The organism is Candidatus Villigracilis sp., from assembly GCF_057083605.1.
Genome location: NZ_JBXMTI010000043.1, coordinates 1 through 22067, shown reverse-complemented (window position 1 = coordinate 22067; position 22067 = coordinate 1). Strand labels below are relative to the sequence as shown.

Annotated in this window: 27 protein-coding genes; 18 read left to right on the top strand and 9 right to left on the bottom strand. The window is 48.4% G+C overall.

Features of this window, described 5'->3' with window-relative positions; genetic code table 11:
* Positions 1 to 72 precede the first annotated feature (72 nt).
* Positions 73 to 1077, top strand: coding sequence for a glycosyltransferase family 4 protein (locus tag AC14M5_RS06625; RefSeq protein WP_484028854.1), 1005 nt, complete (start codon positions 73 to 75; stop codon positions 1075 to 1077).
* Positions 1074 to 2171, top strand: coding sequence for a glycosyltransferase (locus AC14M5_RS06620; RefSeq protein ID WP_484028853.1), 1098 nt, complete (start codon positions 1074 to 1076; stop codon positions 2169 to 2171). Before AC14M5_RS06625 ends, AC14M5_RS06620 begins: the two co-directional genes overlap by 4 nt.
* Here AC14M5_RS06620 and AC14M5_RS06615 read toward each other — a convergent pair.
* The 7 genes from AC14M5_RS06615 to scpB form a co-directional block, all read right to left on the bottom strand.
* Positions 2168 to 3082, bottom strand: a complete 915-nt coding sequence (locus tag AC14M5_RS06615) for an LLM class F420-dependent oxidoreductase (RefSeq protein ID WP_484028852.1) — start codon at positions 3080 to 3082, stop codon at positions 2168 to 2170. The genes AC14M5_RS06620 and AC14M5_RS06615 overlap by 4 nt on opposite strands.
* Before the next feature lie 172 nt (positions 3083 to 3254).
* Positions 3255 to 3707, bottom strand: coding sequence for a DUF2214 family protein (locus tag AC14M5_RS06610; RefSeq protein WP_484028851.1), 453 nt, complete (start codon positions 3705 to 3707; stop codon positions 3255 to 3257).
* A gap of 75 nt (positions 3708 to 3782) precedes the next feature.
* On the bottom strand, positions 3783 to 4733 hold the full coding sequence (locus AC14M5_RS06605; protein ID WP_484028850.1) for an SDR family oxidoreductase: 951 nt from the start codon (positions 4731 to 4733) through the stop codon (positions 3783 to 3785).
* A 12-nt stretch (positions 4734 to 4745) separates the two neighbouring features.
* A complete protein-coding gene (locus AC14M5_RS06600; protein WP_484028849.1) occupies positions 4746 to 5252 on the bottom strand; it encodes a DUF4188 domain-containing protein in 507 nt (168 codons plus the stop codon).
* Between the two features lie 2 nt (positions 5253 to 5254).
* On the bottom strand, positions 5255 to 5944 hold the full coding sequence (locus AC14M5_RS06595) for a TetR/AcrR family transcriptional regulator (protein ID WP_484028848.1): 690 nt from the start codon (positions 5942 to 5944) through the stop codon (positions 5255 to 5257).
* Positions 5945 to 6077: 133 nt separating this feature from the next.
* The gene (locus tag AC14M5_RS06590; RefSeq protein WP_484028847.1) at positions 6078 to 6836 is read right to left on the bottom strand and encodes a pseudouridine synthase; all 759 of its coding nucleotides are present in this window, start codon (positions 6834 to 6836) and stop codon (positions 6078 to 6080) included.
* A gap of 8 nt (positions 6837 to 6844) precedes the next feature.
* Entirely contained in the window at positions 6845 to 7417 is a 573-nt protein-coding gene (gene scpB / locus AC14M5_RS06585) for an SMC-Scp complex subunit ScpB (RefSeq protein WP_484028846.1), read from the bottom strand.
* 56 nt (positions 7418 to 7473) lie between these two features.
* Between scpB and AC14M5_RS06580 the strand changes: the two genes are divergently transcribed.
* The 12 genes from AC14M5_RS06580 (at position 7474) to rsmD (ending at position 17693) form a co-directional block, all read left to right on the top strand.
* Complete coding sequence (locus tag AC14M5_RS06580) at positions 7474 to 8046, top strand: hypothetical protein (protein WP_484028845.1); 573 nt, start codon at positions 7474 to 7476, stop codon at positions 8044 to 8046.
* Positions 8047 to 8065: 19 nt separating this feature from the next.
* The gene (locus tag AC14M5_RS06575) at positions 8066 to 9652 is read left to right on the top strand and encodes a G5 domain-containing protein (RefSeq protein WP_484028844.1); all 1587 of its coding nucleotides are present in this window, start codon (positions 8066 to 8068) and stop codon (positions 9650 to 9652) included.
* A gap of 86 nt (positions 9653 to 9738) precedes the next feature.
* Positions 9739 to 10698, top strand: a complete 960-nt coding sequence (locus tag AC14M5_RS06570; protein WP_484028843.1) for a UDP-glucuronic acid decarboxylase family protein — start codon at positions 9739 to 9741, stop codon at positions 10696 to 10698.
* Positions 10695 to 11156, top strand: a complete 462-nt coding sequence (locus AC14M5_RS06565; RefSeq protein ID WP_484028842.1) for a GtrA family protein — start codon at positions 10695 to 10697, stop codon at positions 11154 to 11156. Before AC14M5_RS06570 ends, AC14M5_RS06565 begins: the two co-directional genes overlap by 4 nt.
* Positions 11157 to 11167: 11 nt before the next feature.
* Positions 11168 to 11542 (top strand): 4-fold beta flower protein, encoded by a 375-nt coding sequence (locus tag AC14M5_RS06560; RefSeq protein ID WP_484028841.1) that lies wholly within the window; start codon positions 11168 to 11170, stop codon positions 11540 to 11542.
* A gap of 11 nt (positions 11543 to 11553) precedes the next feature.
* A complete protein-coding gene (locus AC14M5_RS06555) occupies positions 11554 to 12027 on the top strand; it encodes an acyl-CoA thioesterase (RefSeq protein ID WP_484028840.1) in 474 nt (157 codons plus the stop codon).
* A gap of 15 nt (positions 12028 to 12042) precedes the next feature.
* A complete protein-coding gene (locus AC14M5_RS06550) occupies positions 12043 to 13584 on the top strand; it encodes a hypothetical protein (protein WP_484028839.1) in 1542 nt (513 codons plus the stop codon).
* Positions 13585 to 13649: 65 nt separating this feature from the next.
* Positions 13650 to 14486: a polysaccharide deacetylase family protein gene (locus AC14M5_RS06545; RefSeq protein WP_484028838.1), complete on the top strand. Its 837-nt coding sequence runs from the start codon at positions 13650 to 13652 to the stop codon at positions 14484 to 14486.
* Positions 14483 to 15505, top strand: a complete 1023-nt coding sequence (locus AC14M5_RS06540) for a GNAT family N-acetyltransferase (protein ID WP_484028837.1) — start codon at positions 14483 to 14485, stop codon at positions 15503 to 15505. Before AC14M5_RS06545 ends, AC14M5_RS06540 begins: the two co-directional genes overlap by 4 nt.
* 59 nt (positions 15506 to 15564) lie before the next feature.
* On the top strand, positions 15565 to 16167 hold the full coding sequence (locus tag AC14M5_RS06535) for a GNAT family N-acetyltransferase (protein WP_484028836.1): 603 nt from the start codon (positions 15565 to 15567) through the stop codon (positions 16165 to 16167).
* Positions 16168 to 17142 carry a uroporphyrinogen decarboxylase family protein gene (locus AC14M5_RS06530; RefSeq protein ID WP_484028835.1) on the top strand — a complete coding sequence of 325 codons (975 nt, stop codon included), beginning with the start codon at positions 16168 to 16170 and terminating at the stop codon, positions 17140 to 17142.
* Positions 17139 to 17693, top strand: coding sequence for a 16S rRNA (guanine(966)-N(2))-methyltransferase RsmD (gene rsmD / locus AC14M5_RS06525; RefSeq protein WP_484028834.1), 555 nt, complete (start codon positions 17139 to 17141; stop codon positions 17691 to 17693). The genes AC14M5_RS06530 and rsmD overlap by 4 nt, the downstream gene beginning before the upstream one ends.
* Before the next feature lie 70 nt (positions 17694 to 17763).
* Here rsmD and AC14M5_RS06520 read toward each other — a convergent pair whose 3' ends face one another.
* The gene (locus AC14M5_RS06520; RefSeq protein ID WP_484028833.1) at positions 17764 to 18006 is read right to left on the bottom strand and encodes a hypothetical protein; all 243 of its coding nucleotides are present in this window, start codon (positions 18004 to 18006) and stop codon (positions 17764 to 17766) included.
* Between the two features lie 110 nt (positions 18007 to 18116).
* Entirely contained in the window at positions 18117 to 18821 is a 705-nt protein-coding gene (locus AC14M5_RS06515) for a peptidylprolyl isomerase (protein ID WP_484028832.1), read from the bottom strand.
* 168 nt (positions 18822 to 18989) lie between these two features.
* Between AC14M5_RS06515 and AC14M5_RS06510 the strand changes: the two genes are divergently transcribed.
* The 4 genes from AC14M5_RS06510 to AC14M5_RS06495 form a co-directional block, all read left to right on the top strand.
* Positions 18990 to 19817: a YwiC-like family protein gene (locus tag AC14M5_RS06510; RefSeq protein WP_484028831.1), complete on the top strand. Its 828-nt coding sequence runs from the start codon at positions 18990 to 18992 to the stop codon at positions 19815 to 19817.
* 2 nt (positions 19818 to 19819) lie between these two features.
* Entirely contained in the window at positions 19820 to 20053 is a 234-nt protein-coding gene (locus AC14M5_RS06505; protein ID WP_484028830.1) for a hypothetical protein, read from the top strand.
* 209 nt (positions 20054 to 20262) lie between these two features.
* Positions 20263 to 21414, top strand: a complete 1152-nt coding sequence (locus AC14M5_RS06500; protein ID WP_484028829.1) for an acyl-CoA dehydrogenase family protein — start codon at positions 20263 to 20265, stop codon at positions 21412 to 21414.
* Positions 21415 to 21541: 127 nt separating this feature from the next.
* A partial coding sequence (locus AC14M5_RS06495) for an outer membrane protein assembly factor BamB family protein (RefSeq protein ID WP_484028828.1) occupies positions 21542 to 22067 on the top strand: 526 nt, incomplete at its 3' end.

The window sequence follows — 22067 nt, the reverse complement described above, 5'->3', positions numbered from 1 at the left end:
GCGGTCATAAATTGCGCTTTTTCAAAAACGGGAAAGCTCAATTTGTGACTATGAGTATTATATAATCTTTGAATGACCTTGAAACTCGCGATCAACGCCCGCTTTCAACATAGGCGCATTACAGGCGTGGAACGGTATGCGCACGAAATTTCCAAACGGCTGACTGCAACCAAATACTTCATTACACCAAAGCGTTCTCTTGGGCAAATGGCTGGGCACCTTTGGGAGCAATTCATTCTGCCTGCAAAGTTTCAAAATGGAGATGTGCTTTGGTCGCCTGCAAATGCGGGGCCCTGGCTTGTAAGCAATCAGGTTATCACCATTCATGATGCGAGCGTATTTGACCACCCCGAATGGTTCAATCCCACCTTTGCGTTATGGACCCGCCTGTCCTGGAAGATATTAGCAAAACGAGTTAAAGCCATCGTCACTGTATCCAATTTTTCGCAAGAACGATTGAAATTTCATTTGGGAATCCCAGAAGAGAAAATCCACGTTATTTACAACGGGGTTGGGAAACCGTTCGAGCCACAAACACAAAAGAGGGTCGAAACGATAAAGACAAAATACAGTTTAAACAAACCTTATTTTCTCTTCGTCGGGACGAATGAACCAAGAAAAAATCTGGCAAGATTGATCCAGGCATGGGAGAAATTGAATTTAAAATCCCATTCTTTATTTATTGCAGGCGCAGAAGGAAAGATCTTTGCACCGGTAGGTCAAATTGGCAATTTGACCCACACCATCGATGAAGATCTCCCAGCCCTGTATTCAGGCGCAGTGGCTGTTGTCGTGCCGTCATTTTACGAAGGTTTCGGTTTGACCATTCTTGAGGCCATGGCGTGCGGCGCTCCGGTGATTGCATCAGACATACCTGTCTTTCGTGAAATATTCGACGATGCTGTGCTATTCGTCAACTCGCACAACTCGGATGAAATAGCAGATGCCATGCAGAAGATCATTGAAGACAAATCCCTCGGAAAACAGTTGCGCGAAAAAGGATTGGAATATGCCGCCAAATTTTTGTGGGATGAGTCAGCGCAGAAAACGCAAACCCTGCTTGAGAGATTTGTATGAAACTCGCGATCATCCACGAATGGCTGAATATTTATGGTGGCTCAGAGAGACTGCTGGTTGAGATCCTAAAGTTATATCCCCAGGCGCAGTTACATGCGCTCATTCACAATAAGCAAAACCTGCTCAATACTCCGCTTGAGGGGCGCAGCGTCAAAACATCCTTCCTGCAAAAAATCCCGCGGGTCGAGCATCTGTATCGCGGACTGCTGCCGCTCATGCCGTTTGCGATTGAAAGCATGAATGTTCGCGATTACGATGTTGTCCTATCCATTTCACATGCGGTTGCGCATGGAATCAAAACAAATAAAAATCAGATTCACATTTCATACGTCTGCACACCGATGCGATATGCCTGGCATTTGCAGGATGACTATTTGCATCTTCATCATTTGGATAAGCCAATTATTGTAGGAGCCGCCGCCCGCCTGACCTTGAGCCTGCTCCGCCGTTGGGACAGAGAGTCAGCATCCCGCGCCGATTATTTGCTCGCCATCTCACATTGGACAGCGCAGAAGATCAAGCAAGCCTGGGGACGTGAGTCGCAAGTCATTTACCCGCCTGTGGATGTGGATAGATTCTCGCCCGCAAAAGATCGCGATGATTTCTATCTGCACGTTTCGCGGCTCGTGCCATACAAAATGACGGCAGAAATCGTCCGCGCTTTCAATGAGTTAAGGCTTCCACTCCTCATCGTTGGTGATGGGCCTGAAATGCCGCGTTTGCAAAAGCTCGCGAAGGATAATATCCAACTGCTTGGCTATCAACCTGATGAAATAGTAACCGACTTAATGAATCGCGCCAAAGCCTTCGTGTACATGGCTGTCGAAGATTTCGGCATTGCGATAGTCGAGGCGCAGGCGGCGGGATGCCCTGTCATTGCTTACAACAAAGGCGGCGCGGCGGAAATAGTGAAGGATGGAGAAACAGGCTTATTGTTTCAGGAGCAGGCTGCGGGGAGTCTGATCGAGACGGTACTTCAATCCAAAAATGTAAAATTAAACAGCAAAGCCGCGCAAGAGAACGCGGCCCGCTTTTCATCCAAAAGATTTAGCGAAGAGTTTTCGGCTTACATGAAAAAAGTGCTCGAAGCCTAAAGCACGGCCTTCGCCAGCGCTTCCATTCCATCCAGATCATCTAAATCAAGCCACTGCAACATGACTCGCTGCAACCCTGCATTAGCCAGTTCCTGCAATTGATCCTTCACCTGGCTTGCACTTCCCACAATGATTCCCCTGGCTCTCAGTTCATCGAAGATTAATCCGCGAGCAGCAATTTTTTCACGCAGGGCAGTTTCATTCTTTCCGAAATAACAGCCTGTCATCATCGAGCGCTTCAGTGATTTGGGGTCGCGGCCTTCGGCTTTGAGCAAATCATCTAATTGTTTGTTTAGAACGGAAAAGTTTTGAGGCGTGTTGAAGATGCAATTCCATTCATCCGCGTAATGCGCAGCGAGAGGCAGAGTCCGCTTTGGGCCAGAGCCGCCGATCAGAATGCGGGGGCCACCTGAGCGTTGCGGGCGTGGAAGGAGAGTTGCTTCATGAAGGTTGAAATATTTTCCGTGAAAGGAGACGGGCGAGTCACTTTTCAGAAGTTGCGTTAGCACTTGCAGACCTTCTTCAAATCGATCAAAACGTGCCTTTACATCCAACAGATCGAACCCAAAAACCTGATGCTCACGTTCCTGCCAACCTGCGCCAACACCGAGGGTTAATCGCCCGTTTGAGAGATCATCCACTGCGGAGGCCATGCGGGCAGTGAGCGCGGGGTGCCGAAATGAAAATGGCGTGACCAGCGAGCCAAACTCAATGCGGCTCGTGTTGCAAGCTAACCATGTGAGCGAGACCCACAACTCAAGAGACTCTTTATCAGGCGGGTTCATGTTGGTAAAGTGATCGGATCGATACAAGCCAACAAAACCCGCTTCTTCCACAAGGCGAACAATCTTTTGCCAGCAGGGCCAGGTCAGGCCGTTCTGGCCCTCGAGCATGATCGCAATTTCCAGCATGGTGGCTCCTTTTTATCCAGTATTGTTTCGGAGAAGCTTATTGGGGTTTTACCGCTAAGCTCGCAAAGTCCGCCAAGAAAACCTTTTGATCTTCGTGCGCTTTGCACGCTTCGCGGTTCAAAGCAGAATCCATCTCGAAGGGTTACTCTTGACACAAGAATTTGACATGTGACTAGCTTACGCCAATCCCGCGCGCCATCATTGGGGCGGCAAAAAGGATCAGTATAATCACTGCGATTTCGAGCCAAAGCAGCAATCGAATATTTTTGAATTCCCGCTCTGGGATTTCAGGCGATCTGTTTTCCGCAAGCACTGGGTTCCATTTGATGTATCGAATGGTGGGATAGATCGAGAGCAAGCCCACAATTACGAATAACGCCATCTTTGTCCAGAAGACATAATTGTGAAAATAGTAATTGGAGCCTTTCTCAAAGAAGAACACACGCAGTAAACCGACGGCGATCAGTAAACCCGCCGATATGCCATAGACAAGGTCGACTCTTTGAATGCGGCGCGCTTCTTCGACGGTTAATCCCTTACGATATGCGACCAACTCGTAGATTAGACATGCAGTAAGTGTGAAGGCACAAATGTGATGCAAAGTTGCCATTAAAGAATTGATCATGATTTTCTCCTACAAATAAAAGTTGGCATTGCGAGAAGCCTACCCCATACCAGGAACACTGCTCGCAATGATATGTTAAATTTTATCAGGATGGTTTTTATACCAAGCTACAGTTTCTTTTATTGCCTCTCGCATGGGTGTGGCTTTCATGCCAAATGTTTTTTCAAATTTACTCGAATCCACAACAAAGGGCTGGTCAAATTCATACATCATTTCAAGGGCCTCTTTCGCTTCGGGGATGAAGAGACCTCCCACCCACATCATCAACTTGCCCATTGCGTTCATCTTAGGTTCAACACCTGCAACTTCGGCAATTATCCTAACCATCTCGCGCTGAGAAATATGCGGCAGGTCATTCGGTATATGCCAAATCTGTCCGTCCGCTTCACCATGCTCTCCCAGAATCACAAGCGCTTTTCCAAAATCAGGAACATATGTATGAGTATGCGGCAGGTCAATATTTCCGATCAACCGGGCGGGCCTGCCCCGCAAAAGCGGATAAAAGGTGCGCTTGCCCATTACCGCAGTTGGCAAGCCCCATGCACCAAAGAAATCAGAGCCGCGCCCAATAGTCACTTTTAGTTTTCCAGCCTGATGTGCGGCAAGCGCGGCCTTGCTCATTTCACTGCGCGTCTTGCCTTTACGCGTGTGTGCGTTGTGTGGTGTGTCTTCAGTCATTGGCATTCCATTGGTTTCGCCGTACATATACAAATTCTCAACCAGCACCAGTTTAACATCACTACCCGTCAAGCCATCTATGATGGATTTTTGCAACGGTGGAAATTTTTCTACCCATTCGGAATAATTCGGCTGTGAACATTGATATACGACTTTAGCACCGCGCGCCACTTCTTTAACCTTTATCTGGTCATAAAGATCTGACGCCACCACCTCCACCCCGGCAGGAGCTTCGTCCATCCTGCCTGAACGATTTACCATGCGGACAGATTCTCCGCGCGTGATAAGTTCTTCCATAATGGCGCGTCCGATTGCGCCTGTGCCTAAAATCACATGATTAGTGGTCATTTTATTTTTCCTTTAGTTTGCTTCCATCGCAGATACATTGCCATTCTTTGACCCAAGCCGCATTCGAGCTGTTTCGCGACGGCCAACCGCCTGCACATGATCCATTGCCGCCGCAAGCCCAAAGCGCGGCATGTTGCCATACACACTTTCAAATTGATCGGGATTGACCGTATAGGTTTCATGCCAAATACCCACAATCCCATCTGCGCCAACAGCTTGATTGAATTTCTTCCACGGTCCGATATGCGGGTCTGATGGATTGCGCGCGAAATTCTCAAGGTCTTCGAACGAGCGCCAATATTGAATCAGACATGGTCCGCTAAGATTCCAAAAAGATTCGGCGTGCAGAAATCCTTTTTCAGGATTTGTGAACAAGGCCTGAAGCATCGGTCCCATTGCAAAGGCAACAGGAATCCATTTATCAAATCGCCAAAGCTTGTTGATTCTCATTCCAATCAAAAATACAACAAAGGGTTTTTCAGTTTTTGCCGTAAATCGACCATTAAAGATTTTGCTCATCATTACTCCTTGATAAATTGTTTTGCACTAGATTCCAATTCGAACAGGTACAAGGCATCGCCCCTTTTGCCGAAAGGAGGCAGGTTTCCCTGGATCTCCAATGAAACGATGCCGTGAACGCGCGCCCAGATGATCATCGCAACATACATGGAATGTGAATGCACGTCACTGAAATATGTCTGCCACATTTCGTAATGCGCTTTGTATTCATCCTTGACCGCTGGGAATGTTTCGACATTAAGTCTCCCAGCCACGCGGACGCTCTCCACTACGCTGAATAGCGCGCTAATCGAACGTGCAGAAGACGGGAATATTTTTTCCAATGGGCCTACATAACTTGGGATGGGTGTTCCGAAAAGCAATTGATATCTTTGAGGATAGGTATGCGCCCATATTCGATAGGAAATACCAATAGCCTTCAGGCGATCAGCATAGTGATCTTCAGGGACAGAATCGCGGGCTGCTAGCTGAGAATCGCCAAAGGAAGTGTAGGCGTCAATGATGAGTGCAGTAACCAGCGCATCCCGGTCTGGGAAGTAGTTATAGATGGCTGGCGCGGTGATTTTCAACTCACGCGCAATTGCCCGCAGGGACAAGGCTGGCGCACCAAACTCAGCGATCTGCTTCCAGGCTGTTTCCTTGATGGCCTCTTGCAAATTTGGGATTTGTTTTTTGAGTGTCGGTCTAACCATATGAGCTCCTTGTTTACTATACAGCGTAAATATACAGTGTTTATTTATTTAAGTCAAGAGGGGAAATGAAGAGGCTTCAAGGTTCTAATTGAACTTTGAAGTCTCTATAATCAGGAATAATGGTTATTCAACTTTATTTTACGGGTCTTTTTGAACGCGCCCTCTCACCGATTTTCGGGTCTTTATCACCCTTCAATTCAGCGACTTCATCTGCTGTGAGGTAGCGCCACTGGCGCGGCTTGAGGTTGCCTAATTTCAACGTGCCGATTCGTAAGCGAATGATCTTTACAACTGGAAGACCCAACAGCCTGCCCACTTCGCGGATTTGGCGTTTCTTTCCCTCGCCCATCACAATGCGAATCCACGCGCCTTTACCGGAAGTGGAAAGGAAATTTACCTCAGCAGGAGCGGTCTTATCACCATCGTCCATCACCACGCCTCTGCGCCAGGCTTCCATTTGTTTTTCATCGGGGCGGCGCGCGACCAATACACGATATTCCTTTTCATGCCCATAACGCGGATGGGTTAACTTATTGGTCAACTCACCATCATTTGTCATCAAGATCAACCCTTCCGAGTCGAAATCCAAACGACCAACAGGATATAGGTGACCGGGAACAGGGATCAGATCACGTACGGTCTGGCGGTCATCCTGTCCCTCGGCAGCAGAAAGCACATTGCGGGGTTTGTATAAGGCAATATATGTCAAGGCTTCGGCCCTTGGCAGTGCCTTTCCATCTACTGTTACCTTATCAATAGAAAGGTCAGCCTTTTGCCCCAAAACAGCAACCGTCCCATTCACACGCACGCGCCCCTCAGTGATAAATACTTCACAAGCGCGGCGGGAGCCATACCCTGCCTGGGCGAGTAGTTTTTGTAATCGTTCCTGCATAACAATAACTAACCTTTCAATAATTCTGTATGATCGGTGCTATCCGCATTCACGGGTATGGCAAGCGGCGGTAATTCGATCACCGAACTCAAACCGAAGTGTTGTAAAAATTCAGGTGTGGTCGAATATAAGATTGGGCGGCCTGGGCCTTCCGTACGGCCAGTCTCGTGAATGAGGCCTTTGCTCAATAAACTTTTCAACATGCCGTCACTATTCACACCGCGGATCGAATCAATCTGCGGACGCGTAACCGGCTGCTGGTAGGCAATGATCGCTAAAGTCTCCAAAGCCGCGCGGCTGAGATGTGTGGTCGCATCCAAACCCAGAAAAAGCTCAATAAGTGGAGCTAGTTCGGCGGCAGTCGTCAATTGGACGCGCCCGGCATTTCGTTGCAAACGCAGGCCACGGGTCAAGAGTGACTCGTCCAGCTCCTTAAGTCCGCGTTCGACCACCGAAGGAGTCACATCCAATGCTGTTGCAAGCTGGCTCAGTGGTACAGGTTCCGCAGAAACAAATAACAATGCCTCAATTTTTGCCGCAAGGCTTAATTCATCCTTTGAAATAGATTGAGAGTCGCTCATGCTATAATTACTCCGCTAAAAAAATTATATACTCAATATCAAGAAACTTGCAAACCATGAAAACAAAAACTTCCAAACTTTATCTTTTCGTCTCGTCCCTTGTGCTGGCTTCATTAGCTTGCAGCATTTTCGTCGGCGGGCCTGACTACCCATCTCAAACCGTTCCCTATTCACCTGACGAAGTGTTAAGTATGCGCCAGCAGTTGGAACAGGCTCTGGCATCCGGTGCACTCACTGGTGTTGTCACATTCCAGATCACGGAGAGCCAGCTCACATCCTACATTACAGAAAAAATGGCAGCGCGCGAGAATCCGCCGTTCACCGATCCGCAAATTTTTCTTCGCAACGGTCAAATGCAAATGTATGGCAAGATCACACGTGGCTGGTTCACTGCAAATATGCTCATCACCATGAATGTCGGCGTGGATGAAATTACCGGGCAGCCAAAGATCGAAATCGCATCGGCTGATTTTGGCCCCTTCCCCGCCCCCGAAGGCATCACCTCGGCCATGACCGCGATCATCGCTGAAGCATTCACAGGCTCACTTGGGCCTGTTGCAGTTGGCTTTCGTTTGGAATCAATTGCCATTACAGATGGGATCATGACTTTGACTGGCCGTATCAAATAGCGGCTGGATTATACTCGACATGCCCCGCCTCGGACTCCGCCCTCGCCTGCTCTTCCTACTATCAATATTTCTCTGGCTGACATCTTCCTGCCGTTCCCCACAGATCGGTGAGGAAATTGTCATTACCATATCGGCAGATGGAGCAACGCGCGACGTTAGCATAACAGCAGGCAGCACGGTATCACAGGCACTTCAAAGTGCAGGCATAACGCCAGGCAATCTTGATCGTACCGAACCGCCTTTCTACACAATCCTAAGCGAAGGCGATCTCATCACCCTGACTCGTGTGGTGGAAAAATTCGATACCGAACAAGTTGTCGTTCCCTTTGAAAGACAAATCGTCCGCAACGAGACTCTACCTGAAGGCGAAAATAGACTCGTCCAAGCTGGCGTAAACGGATTGCACGAAATCACCTATCGCCGAATCCTTGAGGACGATGTCGAGATCAGCAAGTCTGCGGTGAAGACTGTTGTGCTGAGCGAAGCATTGCCTGAGATCGTCATGGTCGGTGCGCAATCTTCCTTTACGCCGCTGAATATCCCCGGCACGCTGGCATATCTGGCAGGTGGCAACGCATGGATCATGGAAGGTTCCACCGCAAACCGCCGAGTCATTGTCAGCACCGGCGACCTCGACGGGCGAATTTTTACGCTTTCGCCGAACGGAGAATACCTGGTATTTACCCGTAAATCAAAAAAGCCCGCGGATGAAGAAATCAATACCTTATGGGCAGTGCGCACAAAAAACCTTGACCCGAAACTCATCTCACTGCAAGCCTCAAACGTAGTCCATTTCGCTTCGTGGATACCGGGCACAAACTCCGTAGCTTACTCCACTGTTGAACCTCGCAGTACTGCGCCCGGCTGGCAAGCCAATAATGATCTATATCGAGTTAGCATTACGGGAGGCAGTCCACGCAAGTTATTGAGCACCAATAGCGGCGGAGTGTACGGCTGGTGGGGAATGTCTTTTGCGTATTCACCGGATGGCAGGCTGGCATATGCCCGCCCGGATGAAATCGGCCTCGTTGACCAGGATGGTGGTTATCTCAAACCATTGCTGGATATCACGCCATTGAACACACACAGTGATTGGGCATGGATTCCTCCGTTAACTTGGGGCGCAGATGGCCAGAGTTTATATTTTGTCAGCCATGCGCCAGCCCCGGCACCCATTACCAGCGAAGAGTCGCCCTATTTTGACCTCACAGCTACCTCGTTCAGCAGTGAAGCGACAGCCTCCATTGTCAATTCAGCGGGCATGTTTTCTTATCCATCCATTTCGCCGATCAAGTCGAATGGTAAAGAAAAATTCTTCCAGGTGGCATATTTGCAATCCATTTTTATCGAGCAGAGTGATACAAGCCGATATCGTTTAATGGTGATGGATCGCGACGGCTCAAACAGTAAATTGATCTTCCCGCCTGCGGACTCAAACGGCATCGAGCCTCAGATCCCAACCTGGGCGCCGCAAGCGCTTGAAGGGCAAACGGGGGATTTTATTGCAGTAGTTTATCAAGGCAATCTCTGGCTGATCGACAGCGGAAGCGGTGACGCTCATCAAGTCACTGGTGATGGGTTGTTAAGTGAAATCGATTGGAAATAATTTTCTGCTCTTTCGGGGGCTAAGCCCCCGAAAGAGCAGAAAACATAGAAATGTGATCGGAAATAAATTATGAAAGAGGAAAAATAATGCGAATTTTGATAACAGGTGCGGCGGGGTTTCTTGGATCGCACCTATGCGACCATCTGCTTAAAGATGGACATGAAGTCATTGGGATGGATAATTTCATCACGGGCAGCCCGGATAACATAGCGCACCTGGCAAACAACGAGAAATTTACATTCTACAAACGCGACGTTTCAAATTATATTTTTGTGCCCGGCAAGGTGGATGCGATTTTACATTTCGCCTCACCCGCCAGCCCAAACCCATTATCGAAATCAGGGTATTTCAACCTGCCGATCCAAACGATGAAGGCGGGCGCACTTGGAACACATAACTGTCTTGGAATAGCCCGTATACAAAACGCACGCTTCCTGCTGGCATCCACCAGTGAAATTTACGGCGACCCGGCGGTTCATCCACAAGCCGAGACATACGCTGGGAACGTAGATCCCGTTGGGACGCGGGCGGTATACGATGAAGCCAAACGCTTTGCCGAATCGTTGACGATGGCTTATCACCGTTTTCATAACGTGGATACAAGAATCGTCCGTATCTTCAATACTTACGGCCCGCGCATGGATCTTGAAGATGGCCGCGCCCTGCCCAACCTGCTCAAACAAGCTTTGCTGGGGCAGCCTCTCACTGTTTACGGAGATGGAAGCCAGACGCGTTCATTCTGTTATGTAGATGACCTAGTGGATGGAATCATAAAACTGCTTTACTCAGAAGAACATTACCCCGTTAACATTGGTAACCCGGTTGAAATGACCATTCTGCAATTTGCCGAAGCCATCAACAGAATTACGGGCAACAAGGCAGGCATCGTATATCAAGAGGATTCACGCAGTGCACGCGACCCGCAAAGACGTCAGCCCGATATCACCCGTGCCCGTGAAATCCTGAAATGGGATCCGAAAGTCGATCTGGAGGAAGGTGTCCGTCGTACAGTTCCATTTTTCAAAAATAAATTAGGCTTGGAATGATCATCACCGATACAAAAGAACGCAACCGTTTCTTTAAATTCGCCCTGGTGGGTACGCTGGGAGCATTGATCGACTTTGGAGTGATGAACGTACTTTCGCATTGGGCGGGCATGTCGCTGGTCATTGCGGGGACGATCTCCTTTCTTTGTGCAGTGATCAGCAACTTCACCTGGAATCGTATTTGGACATACCCCGAATCGCGCTCGCGTCCGCTGGTGGGTCAATTGGGTATGTTCTTTCTAGTAAACCTGGCTGGCGTTGCCATTCGCATCCCCACCCTGCATTACCTGGAGCCGCCCTTATTGAATTTTGTCGAAAGTTCGCTTCACACAACTTACATCACCGCCGAGTTTTACGCAAAGAATCTCACTCTTGCAACTGCCGTGGGGATCGTTATGATGTGGAACTTTTTTGTTAATAGGTATTGGACGTATAATGATATTGACAATATTCCATGAGGTGAGTGGCTATGGCACGAACAGCAGTAATACCCATTTATACGACAAAGGGTGATGCAGAGGCGTTCCTATCCTATCCATATATATTCAACCGCAACGGTGACTGGATCGGTTTCGTCACCCCACAGCGTGACGTCTACTCTGTCATCGGAAACTACGTCGGCACTTTGACCAATGACCCGCGCATTCTCAGCAAAAGGTCGACATCCACGCTCAAGCCGCGCCTTAGCCCTCCTCCGGCACCCGAGAAAATTTATCCACCCGCAAACGTTCCCCTGGCCCCCTTGATGGCTGAACTAACTCATTCTCTCATTGATGTTTTACTGGATGCACCCGAACGCCTGCACACAGTGGACTCGGGCGAACAAATGCAGGATATGGACTGATTCCTAATCACATGACAAACTCTCCCCCCGAAAATACCGCACGCGCCTCACACATCAGTATTGCGCAAATCATGCACCCGGAACATGCCAACCTTCTTGGCAACGTACACGGCGGCTGGATCATGAAACTTGTGGATGAAGCTGGTGCGCTGGCCTGTATGCGTCATGCTCGAAAGAAAGTGGTCACCGTTGCAATCGACTCGATGACCTTCCGTCAGCCGATCCGCATAGGCGACCTGATCATTCTCAATGCAGAAGTGACTTATACAGGCAGAACATCCATGGAAGTCGAAGTTCAGGTTGTGGCGGAGAACCCCGTCACAGGTGAGCAAATGCACACGAACACTGCCTATCTTGTTTATGTCGCGCTGGATGATGAAGGCCGTCCAACCACTGTACCAGCGTTGATCACGGAAACAGAAGAAGAGCAAGTGCGTATGGAACAAGCCAAAAAACGTCAGGCATATCGCATTTCACAGAAATAACTCCGACGATTCACCTTGCAAAAACTCCGTCAATATCCCATCCTGATCCTGCTGATCATCAATATCATAGTCGGCCTGATCACCTTTCGCAGCTACGGCTTATCCTGGGATGAGCCGCTCTTTTACGATTACGCAGATGCGTTGCGATATGCCTACTCCCCTAGCGAATGGTTTAGCGGGAACTTTGATTTAAACAACGCCTATGGTTCCAGCGGCACAGATCATGCCAACCGCGGACCCGCCTATATATTAATTGCACGTCCCTTTGTTTCGGTAGTGGAGTTCCTCAGCATTGACAATGCATCCGCCTGGCATCTCATCAACTTTCTAACATTTCAACTGGGCGTTTATCTTTTCTACCGATTTGCGATCAAATGGATGAGCCAGCCAGCAGCGCTTGCCGCTACAGCATTATTCGCCTGGCAGCCGCTCCTATGGGGGCACGCCTTCATCAACCCGAAAGACATGCCATTCCTGGTCTTCTTCATTGGGTCAATGTGCTTTGGCTTTGAAATGGTGGATGAGATTGCTCAAAGTGAAAAGCCGAAATTCACAAAAGCCTTGATTGCAGCATTCTTTCTTGGGATTGCCACATCCATCCGTGTGTTAGGCCCATTAGCTGCTATATTGACAGGTCTTTACGCGATTAGTCAAATCAACAAAATTAAGTTAAGCCAATTAGTAAAGCACTTTGCTGTTTACACATCATTCACCATTTTGATCGCCTTCATGGCCTGGCCCCATCTGTGGACAAATCCCCTACAGAAATTCATTGAAGTCTTCGGGTTCATGTCTGATAACCCAACTCAATTAACTGTGCTTTTCAATGGTGAGCAATACAAAGCCGATGAATTGCCTCGCAGATATTTACCTACCCTTCTTGGCTACACGCTAACTGAACCTGTCTGGCTCTTATTTATCATTGGTTTGGTTCTTGGGTTTTGGGAATCCGATAACAAGAAAAAAATTGCACTTGCCCTCATCTTATTCTGGTTCGTTATTCCGACAGCATACGTCATTTTGCGTAAGCCGCCCATGTACGACGGTTTTCGTCACTTCCTTTTTATCCTGCCGCCTGTTTTCATTTCTTCAGGGTTTGCATTCGAGAAGATAACGCAAATAATAAAAAAGAATTGGGCACAAGCAATCTTCGTCATGTTTATTCTAGCATTTGGGATCATCTCTGCTTTCCAACTACACCCATATGAATACGCCTATTACAACTCCTTTGCAAGCGGAGTCGGCGGTGCATTCCGTACTTACGAAACAGAGTATTGGCTGACTTGCTATCGCGAAGCAGTTCTAAGGTTCGATCAAGAAGCGCAGGCGGGCGCTCAACTTTTCGTCAGGCGTGAACCTTACATCGCGGCTTATTATGCAAGCGACGATATCACCATCCGCGATTTCCGCACAGAACAAAAAGATATTCAGCCCGGTGACTATGTGTTAGCTAGCAGCCGCTCAAATGAAGACCTTCGATACTTAAGAGACCAGCCACCCTTTTTGGAAATTTCGCGCAACGGCGCAGTTTTCTGCACGATCAAGCAAGCCCCATAACCCCGCACATCCCAATAAGAGAAATGGGAAGTACGAAGTAACAACCCTGCTATAATCTGCCCGCCATGACACCCTCTCCGCGTTTGTTATTGACAATCGATTACGAATCCTGGTTTGCTCCCTCCCGCAGATATGATTTTCTTTCATCCGAAGAACGCCACACACTTGACGATGGCTACGCTGAAAACGCAATCGATCCCATCCTTGAGATACTCAAAGATGTAAAAGCAAGTTTCTACCTGGTGGGCGAATTAGTGGATTGGTATCCTGACCTGCCCCAAAAAATATTTGACGCAGGCCACGAAGTTGGCTTTCACTGCCAGGTGCATCGCCCTTTGACGCTAATCTCTGATATTGAGCATGATCTGCAAAAATCGACAGAGTGGCGAAAGCAATATAAAGTGTGCGGCTTTCGCGCCCCAATGATCAACACAATTGAAAGTGTTTATCCACTGCTCGAACAAAATGAATTCAGTTACAGTTCATCCCTTTATGCCCCCGCAGGCACGATTCTCCGCAAAGGCAAAATCTGGGAACTACCGGTCAGCACATTGCCTCTGCTTGGCAAACCTTCATCGTTTCATGCACCGCGCCGTATGAATCTGCCATTGGTGTTGGGTGGTGAATTCCCTTATGGCTCAAGCATGATGAGCGGCCTCTTCACCAAATCCGTTTTCAGGATCATTGAACAAGAATTCAAAGCTGGCTTGAGCCCTGTGATCTTCTTACATCCTTACGAAGTCGTCTCGCCCTCACGCTGGCCCATGCGCTTCGCTCGCGACATATTAACTAATCCCTTACTTTACCCATTCACACTTAACAAATCAGCCTTCCTGAAAGACCTGTTGAAATCCTTCCCCATCTCAACCATGGAAAATTACATCAGCGAGTTAGCCCAATGAAAATTCAGCGCGTTGACTCGCTTAATTTTCCATCAATCGAAAGTAAATTAAGTTTTACCGGCCTGGATAGCTGGTTGAATTTTGTTAATGATATCTATAATTATAAAGTCCATCGCTTTGCAGTGCTCGAAGATTCAGGTCCGCTTGGAGCGCTCGCGCTTGTTGAAGTTACACATCCGATCTTCGGTCACTACCTAACAACAGCACCATTCGGCAGCTACGGCGGATTTGCATTTGAAAACACTGCCGCGCGCGATCAATTATTGGATGAAGCCCAGCGTCTTGCAGAGGATATCAAAGCCGAATATATTTCCATTCGCTTTGACGATGGTGCTTCATCCCCACCCGATAACTGGTCACAAAACCCTGCATACTTCACTTACCTGATAGATTTGCCACCCGACCCAGATGGCCTGCTAAAAACATTTTCATCAGATCATCGCAATCACATCCGCAAATCGCTCAAAAAGGGATTTGAAATCCGCCTTGGCCATCTTGAACTATTGGATGACATTTACGAGGCCCTTGCAAAAAGTATGCATGAACTTGGTTCGCCATATCACTCAAAGACCTATCTCCATAAAATGGCGGAACATTTAGGCAACACCCTTGAATTTGCAGTGCTATATACCGCCCAGGGGAAAATCGCAGGCGGCGGCGTCTTTATTTATCAAGGCGACACCATATTTAATCTCCACGCTAATATTTTGCGACATGCCCGCTCAACCTATGCAGGCGAATTTTTATATTGGTCGGTGATTGAGCGCACCATTCAAAAAGGATTAAAAACTTTCGACCTTGGGCGCAGTCTCGTTGGCTCTGGCAACGAAGTCTTCAAAATGAAATGGTCTCCGCGCAAACAATTGCTTGCTTACTGGCATTGGCTTGCGCTAGGGCACGAGTTGCCGTCGCTCAATCAAAAGAATCCAAAATTCCAGCTTGCCATCGCAATCTGGAAACGATTACCATCCTTCATCGTCCGCCAGTTTGGACCTCACCTCGTGCGCGGATTGGCGTAGCTTCTGGACTCCATCAGCTTGCTGATGGAAATTTCACATAAACAAAATTGATGACCACTGTGAACTACACCCTTTACCCACTCAAAGAAATCAACCCCAATCTCCTGCCAAGGATCGCCGAGATCCAATTGGGTGATGCGGGTCTACTCTCCAAACTTGGTTATCCCTTCGTGCTTAGATATTTTGAGATCGCCACCGAAGACAATAATGCCTTCGGTTTTTATGCACAGGACGATAAAACAGGCGAGATTATGGGGTTGAGCCTTGCATCGCCCGAGCCATCATCGCTTACATCCCAGCTTACGCACGACCGCAAATGGTTTACAAAACAAATCCTCAAGGTACTTTTTGCCCGTCCGCTGATCTTCCTGCAAATGCTCATTTCGAGCATCACGATCAGGAGTCAGATGGAAAACGAAATCGACGCAATCGAATGTGTGTATTTTACAGTAGACCCAAAATTTCGCGGGCAACATCTGGGACGCGCACTTCAAAAAGCCTTAATGGACGAAGGCCGCACACGGGGATATAAAAAAATCTTCGCCAGCATCGAAACCTGGAATGAAGCCAGCCTCGCCGCTACAGTCGCAAATGGCTTTACAATTGTCAAAACATTCCGCGAAGGGATGTATCACCGGCACCGCCTGGAAAGAAAACTATAAATGACCACACACCGTGAACGTATTCAAGCCTGTCTGAATGGGGAAACAACGAACCGTACGCCGATTGCCCTTTGGCGTCACTTCCCCGAAGGTGATCAAAACCCCGAGACGCTCGCCGCAGCCACATTGAAATATCAAAGCACGTACGATTTTGACATTGTCAAAGTTACGCCTTCCTCATCCTTTGCAGTAAAAGATTGGGGTGTTGAAGATCAATGGATGGGTGATGCGGAAGGGTCAAGAAGATATACAAAGCGGGCCATCCAAAAACCCGAAGACTGGGAAAAGCTCCCCGTGCTGGAACCAACTTTCCCATACCTTGCGGGGCAACTAACCTGTCTTCGTTTAATCAAGCAGGGACTCGACTCAGACACACCCATTATCCAAACGATATTCAATCCGCTTTCACAGGCCAAGTATCTGGCAGGTAACGACCTGTTGCTCGAACACATAAGAAAATATCCAGAGGCCGTTATGAAGGGCCTGGAGACCATCACAAAAACCACTGTGAAGTTTGTGGAAGCAGTCCGTGAAACAGGTGTGGACGGAATCTTCTATGCCGTCCAGCATGCTCAAGGAAGCATGTTGGAACTTGATGAGTACAAGGCTATCGGCCTGCCGTATGACCAGAAAGTACTCAAGCCTGCGGAAGGCTTATGGTGCAATATGCTCCACCTGCATGGCAAGGATGTCTATTTTTCCTTACTGCGCTTAATGGATTTTCAAATCGTCAACTGGCATGACCGGGAAACTTACCCATCCCTGTCTGAAGCACAGAGTCTCTTCAAGGGCGCATTTTGTGGAGGCTTGAGACAGGAGTCGCTTGTTTCGGGCACGCAGGCTCAGGTCAAGGAAGAAGCGGAAGATGCTATTAAGCAAACTCATGGCAAACGCTTCATCCTAGGTACCGGATGTGTAGTCCCCATCACCGCATCCCATGAAAATTATTTGGCAGCACGAGAGAGCGTGCAGTGACTCTAAGAGTAATTTCTGGAATTGCGAAGGGCAGGAAGTTAAAGTCTGTGCCCGGTGATATTACGCGCCCCGTGATGGATCGCGTGAAAGAGGCGCTGTTCAACATCCTTGCTGACGATGTGATCGATTCAAATTGGTGGGACTTATTCGGCGGCACCGGCGCGATTGGGATCGAGGCATTGAGCCGCGGCGCATCTTTTGTGCGGTTTTCAGATTTGAATCGTGCGCCAATCGAAACCATAAAAGAAAATGTTGAGCATTGTGGGTTTGCAAAACAAACCGAAATTCGGCGCGGTGATGCGTTCAACTTACTGGCCTCACCAGCCGATAAACGATTTGAGTATATCTACATTGCGCCGCCGCAGTATAAACAAATGTGGTCTACTGCCATCAAGTTAATTGACGACAACATGGGATGGCTGACGGAGGATGGGACCGTCATCGTGCAGATCGACCCAAATGAATATGAAAATATCGAATTGAAAAACCTGGTGGAAGGGGAACAAAGAAAGTACGGAAGCACTTTGCTTATCTTTTACGATCCAATTTAGTTAATTTTTCGAAAACAACCGTAGAACCCATTCCTGCTCTTTCGGGGGTAAGCCCCCGAAAGAGCAGGAATTAGTCATCATCATTATCTCTTTGAGGACCGTACGCCCGAGCCACTGCCGCTTCCACCTCTTTGGCTGAGTGTTTTTCGCAAGCTACCAGCGGGCGGTGTGGATTTGGCACATGCCTTCCGCCCGGCGTCATCACCTTGCAATCGACAAACTTGCCATGCGCATCGATGACCACATAGAGTTGATACAATGCCCCGCAAACAATGCAACCATGCATTTCACCTTTGGTATGTTTCTCGTTCATAGCTCTGCCTCCAGTGTGTTTGGCTAACATTAAATATACAATAATTTTACCCTCCAAATGGTTATAAATGAAAAGAGAGTGAGGCATCAAACCTCACTCTCTTTTTGTATCTATTCTTCTGTAATGGTGATTGTCCTGATCGCATCGCCCGCGAAATCGGGATTTGCATCCGGGTCTCGGCGCGTAATGCCGTTGACCACGTCCATACCTTCGATCACCTGCCCAAAGATAGTGTAACCGCCGTTCAAAAATTCAGCAGGGGCGAAGGTGATGAAGAACTGACTTCCATTTGTATCGCGACCTGAGTTTGCCATGGCCACCACACCAGCTTTATCAAAGGTCAGATCGCTGTCTTCGTTCACGAATTGATAACCGGGGCCGCCCCCACCTGTGCCGGTTGGGTCGCCGCCCTGAGCCATGAAGCCTTCCAGCACGCGGTGGAAAGTCACGCCGTTGAAAAATCCTTCGCGCGCAAGGAATACAAAGCTATTAACTGTGATTGGTGCTTTATCTGCATAGAGCTCGATCATAAACTCACCACCCTTTTCCATTTCAACTGTTGCGAAATATTTTTTGCTCGTGTCAATCGTCATGGGCGGTGCGGAGTCATATTGCTTTGGCTCACCTGAAACAACATCGCTGCTAGTTACAGCAGGTTCATTACTGGCCGCAAATGACTCCCAGGGCACGAACCTCCACAAAAAGAATGCAACCACGATCACAACCACTGCAATACCAACATACTGAATCGTCTTATCCGCCTGCTGGTCTCGCGCTTTATTTACACTCTTCTTCACTTTTTTCTTTGCCGACATTGAATATCTCTCCTTGAATTAGTTTTGCTTACAGAGTACCGCGCAATTAACTAAACCAGAACGATGATATTAACTCGTGCTGCTCCATCTAAGGTTTAGTAATTACTACAACAAGCGGTATTATATCAACCTTGCGCATGTGCAGTTTTTCTTGTATGCTTGTGAAAGATGAAACAATACTTCAAAAAGCAGGTCGCACTGCCGCAGGATCACGGCTCATGGGTGTTTATCTTAAGTCCGCTGATCATTGGTATCTTTGCAGGTGGAGATTTTTCCTACGCTACTTCCAATCTTTTTGTCGCGGCCATGTCTGCATTCATGATTCGCCAACCGACGACGATTGCCGTCAAAGCATACTCTGGACGACGCCCCAAAACGGATCTGGACCCCGCCCTCTTCTGGGTACTGATCTATGGCCTCATCGCCGCCCTAGCCTTGCTCGGATTGATCCTCGAGGGGTTTGGATACGTCCTCTACCTTGCTGTTCCCGGCCTGCCCGTCTTCGCGTGGCATTTGTGGCTGGTCAGCCAGCGGGCGGAGAGGAGACAAGCTGGCGTTGAGGTCATCGCCACGGGCGTATTGTCACTCGCCGCACCTGCCGCCTATTGGGTCGGCATCCGCGAATATGATGCTTTTGGCTGGTGGCTTTGGGTGCTCACATGGTTACAATCTGCGGCCAGCATTGTGTATGCATACCTCAGGCTAAGTCAACGTGAATTGGAACAGAATCAGGTATCGGCTAAGAGTCGAAGCGAGTGGTGGCGGATGGGGAGTCGCGCTTTCTGGTATACGTCATTTAATTTGGTTATATCCATCGCTCTTGGATTATCAAATCTAATTCCACGTTTTATTTTCGTTCCATTTTTAGTGCAGTGGCTGGAAACGATCTGGGGTATCACGCATCCCGCAATTGGATGGAAACCTACGCGGATCGGCATCCGCCAGTTGATCGTTAGTATCGCATGGACGATCCTGTTCATTGCGTTGTGGAGGTAAACATGGACGAGATGAAATATGATTTACTGACAGAGTTGCACAGCAGGCTTGAAGCAGACTTGCTTGAAAGTTATCTTGAGGCGAACGGCATTGACGTGGAGTTGTTCCAGGAGTCGGTGGGGCATAATATTTATCCTGTCACCCTAGATGGGCTGGGGCGTGTTCAAGTCTTTGTGCCTGGCAAAAAAGTAAAGGCCGCCAAAAAACTGCTGGAGAAATTTAATTCAGAGAAATAAGCATAACTCATCTTATACGCACCCACTCGTGATTCCCTCCCGAAGGACATCGGGACGATGTGAGCGGTAGCGACACTTGCGCCGCGCGCCAGTGCGGTGAGGGTCTCTGAGACAATCGTCGGGGTTCTTCGCTCCGCTCAGAACGACACTGCGTAAGATGAGAGTATAAATAGTAATGGTTACAATCCAATAAAAACCAGGAGTGCAGAATGAATTTCGATCTAGACGATGAACAAAAGACATGGAAGAAGATCGTGCACGAATTTGTGGCAAAAGAGATAAAGCCCAAAGCCCGCGAAGTGGACGAGAAGGAAGAATTCAACTGGGAGTCGGTCCGCAAGGGCGGGCCGATCGGCTTGCTTGGCATGAGCATTCCTGAGGCCTATGGTGGCTCAAATGTGGATTCCATTTCAAATGCGATTGCGATGGAAGAGTTAGGCTGGGGCTGCGGTTCCACCGCATTGGCCTTCACCGCGCATAACGGACTCGGCACTGCACCGATTGCGCTTTTTGGAAGCGAAGAACTGAAAGCCAAATGGCTGCCTCGTGTAACGGATGGAAAAAATAAGCTCGGTGCGCTGGCTCTCACGGAACCCGGTGCTGGCTCGGACATTCAAGGCGGGGTGACTACCAAAGCCGAAAAACAAGGCAATGAATGGGTGATCAACGGCGCGAAGATGTGGTGCACCAATGCCAGCATTGCAGAATTCATCATTACACTGGTGCGTACAGACCCGAAGGGCGGTTCAAAGTCATTAAGCATGATCCTCGTGCCCACGGATTCAAAGGGACTAAAGATCGGCCCAGCTGAAAAGAAGATGGGCCTGCGCGGCTCCCCCACCCATGGCGTGACCTACGACAACGTGCGCGTGCCGCTCGAAAACCTGATCGGCCCCGAGGGTCGCGGATTGCAACAAACGCTTACCACACTGGATGCGGGACGCATCAGCATTGGCGCAATTTCAGTCGGCCTGGCGCAAGCCGCATTGGAAGCCGCCGTCGATTATGCGCGTGAACGTAAGGCGTTTGGACAGGCAATTGCCGAGTTTCAGGCAATCCAATTTAAACTATCCAATATGGCAACAGAAATTGAATTGGCACGTACCATGATCTACAAAGCCGCCTGGATCAAAGACCAGGGACGCCCGTACAACAAGGAAGCGGCCATGGCAAAACTTTTCGCCACCGAAATGGCGGAACGCGTTTGTTATGAAGCCATCCAGATCCACGGCGGATATGGCTACAGTCGTGAGTACAACGTGGAAAGAATGTACCGCGACGCGCGTTTGATGACTATTGGCGAGGGCACGAGTGAAATTCAAAGGCTGGTGATTGCAAGGCATGTGCTGGCAAGTGAGTGATACACGCAACAGAACTCGGAGGTCTGGCAGGCCTCCGAGTTCTTAGACGTAAATGGAATAGCATTAGCGTAGCATTTCACGTGGGTTTATGAAGAGATACACATAGCATCCCGTCAGTGAGGAATTCATGAAAACTAAAAAAAGACTCTCTTCAATCATGTACTACATAATCTTATGGATTTCGTTTGGCGGGGTGGTTTTGACTAGCTGCGCCGATAACTCAGATATTTTCTATTGGGCAAAACCGATAACAGAGCACAAAGCCTCGGTTTCCGAGCTATGGTCTATAAGCAATATTTTTATCAATCAAGACAATGCTACAAAATTAATCGCAACAACAGGAAAAGTAATTTTTATCGGCAGCAATGAGCAGGATAGATACCCACACGTAATCGCGCTTGATGAAGCAACCGGCAGTGAAGTATGGGAGTATGTGAGTCGAAATCCAGTTGCTATAGCAACTGCAAATAAAAATGTATATATTGGCGAGGTTGGCTCTGTTACGGCACTTAATTCGGAAAGCGGAAATATATTATGGTCTACGTTATTACCATTTGCTAAGAGCGTAACAAAATTGGTTATTCAAGATGATGTTATTTATATAGATACAGTTGGCGGAAACTATTATTTCTTGGATGCAGATACGGGCGCTG

What these genes read in the sequence shown, in the direction of transcription:
- AC14M5_RS06575 (WP_484028844.1), top strand. Translation starts at nt 8,066, where the DNA reads ATGCCCCGCCTCGGACTCCGCCCTCGCCTGCTCTTCCTACTATCAATA.
- AC14M5_RS06515 (WP_484028832.1), bottom strand. Translation starts at nt 18,821, where the DNA reads ATGTCGGCAAAGAAAAAAGTGAAGAAGAGTGTAAATAAAGCGCGAGAC.
- AC14M5_RS06560 (WP_484028841.1), top strand. Translation starts at nt 11,168, where the DNA reads ATGGCACGAACAGCAGTAATACCCATTTATACGACAAAGGGTGATGCA.
- AC14M5_RS06520 (WP_484028833.1), bottom strand. Translation starts at nt 18,006, where the DNA reads ATGAACGAGAAACATACCAAAGGTGAAATGCATGGTTGCATTGTTTGC.
- AC14M5_RS06600 (WP_484028849.1), bottom strand. Translation starts at nt 5,252, where the DNA reads ATGAGCAAAATCTTTAATGGTCGATTTACGGCAAAAACTGAAAAACCC.
- AC14M5_RS06590 (WP_484028847.1), bottom strand. Translation starts at nt 6,836, where the DNA reads ATGCAGGAACGATTACAAAAACTACTCGCCCAGGCAGGGTATGGCTCC.
- AC14M5_RS06500 (WP_484028829.1), top strand. Translation starts at nt 20,263, where the DNA reads ATGAATTTCGATCTAGACGATGAACAAAAGACATGGAAGAAGATCGTG.
- AC14M5_RS06605 (WP_484028850.1), bottom strand. Translation starts at nt 4,733, where the DNA reads ATGACCACTAATCATGTGATTTTAGGCACAGGCGCAATCGGACGCGCC.
- AC14M5_RS06565 (WP_484028842.1), top strand. Translation starts at nt 10,695, where the DNA reads ATGATCATCACCGATACAAAAGAACGCAACCGTTTCTTTAAATTCGCC.
- AC14M5_RS06610 (WP_484028851.1), bottom strand. Translation starts at nt 3,707, where the DNA reads ATGATCAATTCTTTAATGGCAACTTTGCATCACATTTGTGCCTTCACA.
- AC14M5_RS06625 (WP_484028854.1), top strand. Translation starts at nt 73, where the DNA reads ATGACCTTGAAACTCGCGATCAACGCCCGCTTTCAACATAGGCGCATT.
- AC14M5_RS06530 (WP_484028835.1), top strand. Translation starts at nt 16,168, where the DNA reads ATGACCACACACCGTGAACGTATTCAAGCCTGTCTGAATGGGGAAACA.
- AC14M5_RS06615 (WP_484028852.1), bottom strand. Translation starts at nt 3,082, where the DNA reads ATGCTGGAAATTGCGATCATGCTCGAGGGCCAGAACGGCCTGACCTGG.
- AC14M5_RS06555 (WP_484028840.1), top strand. Translation starts at nt 11,554, where the DNA reads ATGACAAACTCTCCCCCCGAAAATACCGCACGCGCCTCACACATCAGT.
- AC14M5_RS06595 (WP_484028848.1), bottom strand. Translation starts at nt 5,944, where the DNA reads ATGGTTAGACCGACACTCAAAAAACAAATCCCAAATTTGCAAGAGGCC.
- AC14M5_RS06580 (WP_484028845.1), top strand. Translation starts at nt 7,474, where the DNA reads ATGAAAACAAAAACTTCCAAACTTTATCTTTTCGTCTCGTCCCTTGTG.
- AC14M5_RS06620 (WP_484028853.1), top strand. Translation starts at nt 1,074, where the DNA reads ATGAAACTCGCGATCATCCACGAATGGCTGAATATTTATGGTGGCTCA.
- AC14M5_RS06510 (WP_484028831.1), top strand. Translation starts at nt 18,990, where the DNA reads ATGAAACAATACTTCAAAAAGCAGGTCGCACTGCCGCAGGATCACGGC.
- AC14M5_RS06505 (WP_484028830.1), top strand. Translation starts at nt 19,820, where the DNA reads ATGGACGAGATGAAATATGATTTACTGACAGAGTTGCACAGCAGGCTT.
- AC14M5_RS06545 (WP_484028838.1), top strand. Translation starts at nt 13,650, where the DNA reads ATGACACCCTCTCCGCGTTTGTTATTGACAATCGATTACGAATCCTGG.
- scpB (WP_484028846.1), bottom strand. Translation starts at nt 7,417, where the DNA reads ATGAGCGACTCTCAATCTATTTCAAAGGATGAATTAAGCCTTGCGGCA.
- AC14M5_RS06570 (WP_484028843.1), top strand. Translation starts at nt 9,739, where the DNA reads ATGCGAATTTTGATAACAGGTGCGGCGGGGTTTCTTGGATCGCACCTA.
- AC14M5_RS06540 (WP_484028837.1), top strand. Translation starts at nt 14,483, where the DNA reads ATGAAAATTCAGCGCGTTGACTCGCTTAATTTTCCATCAATCGAAAGT.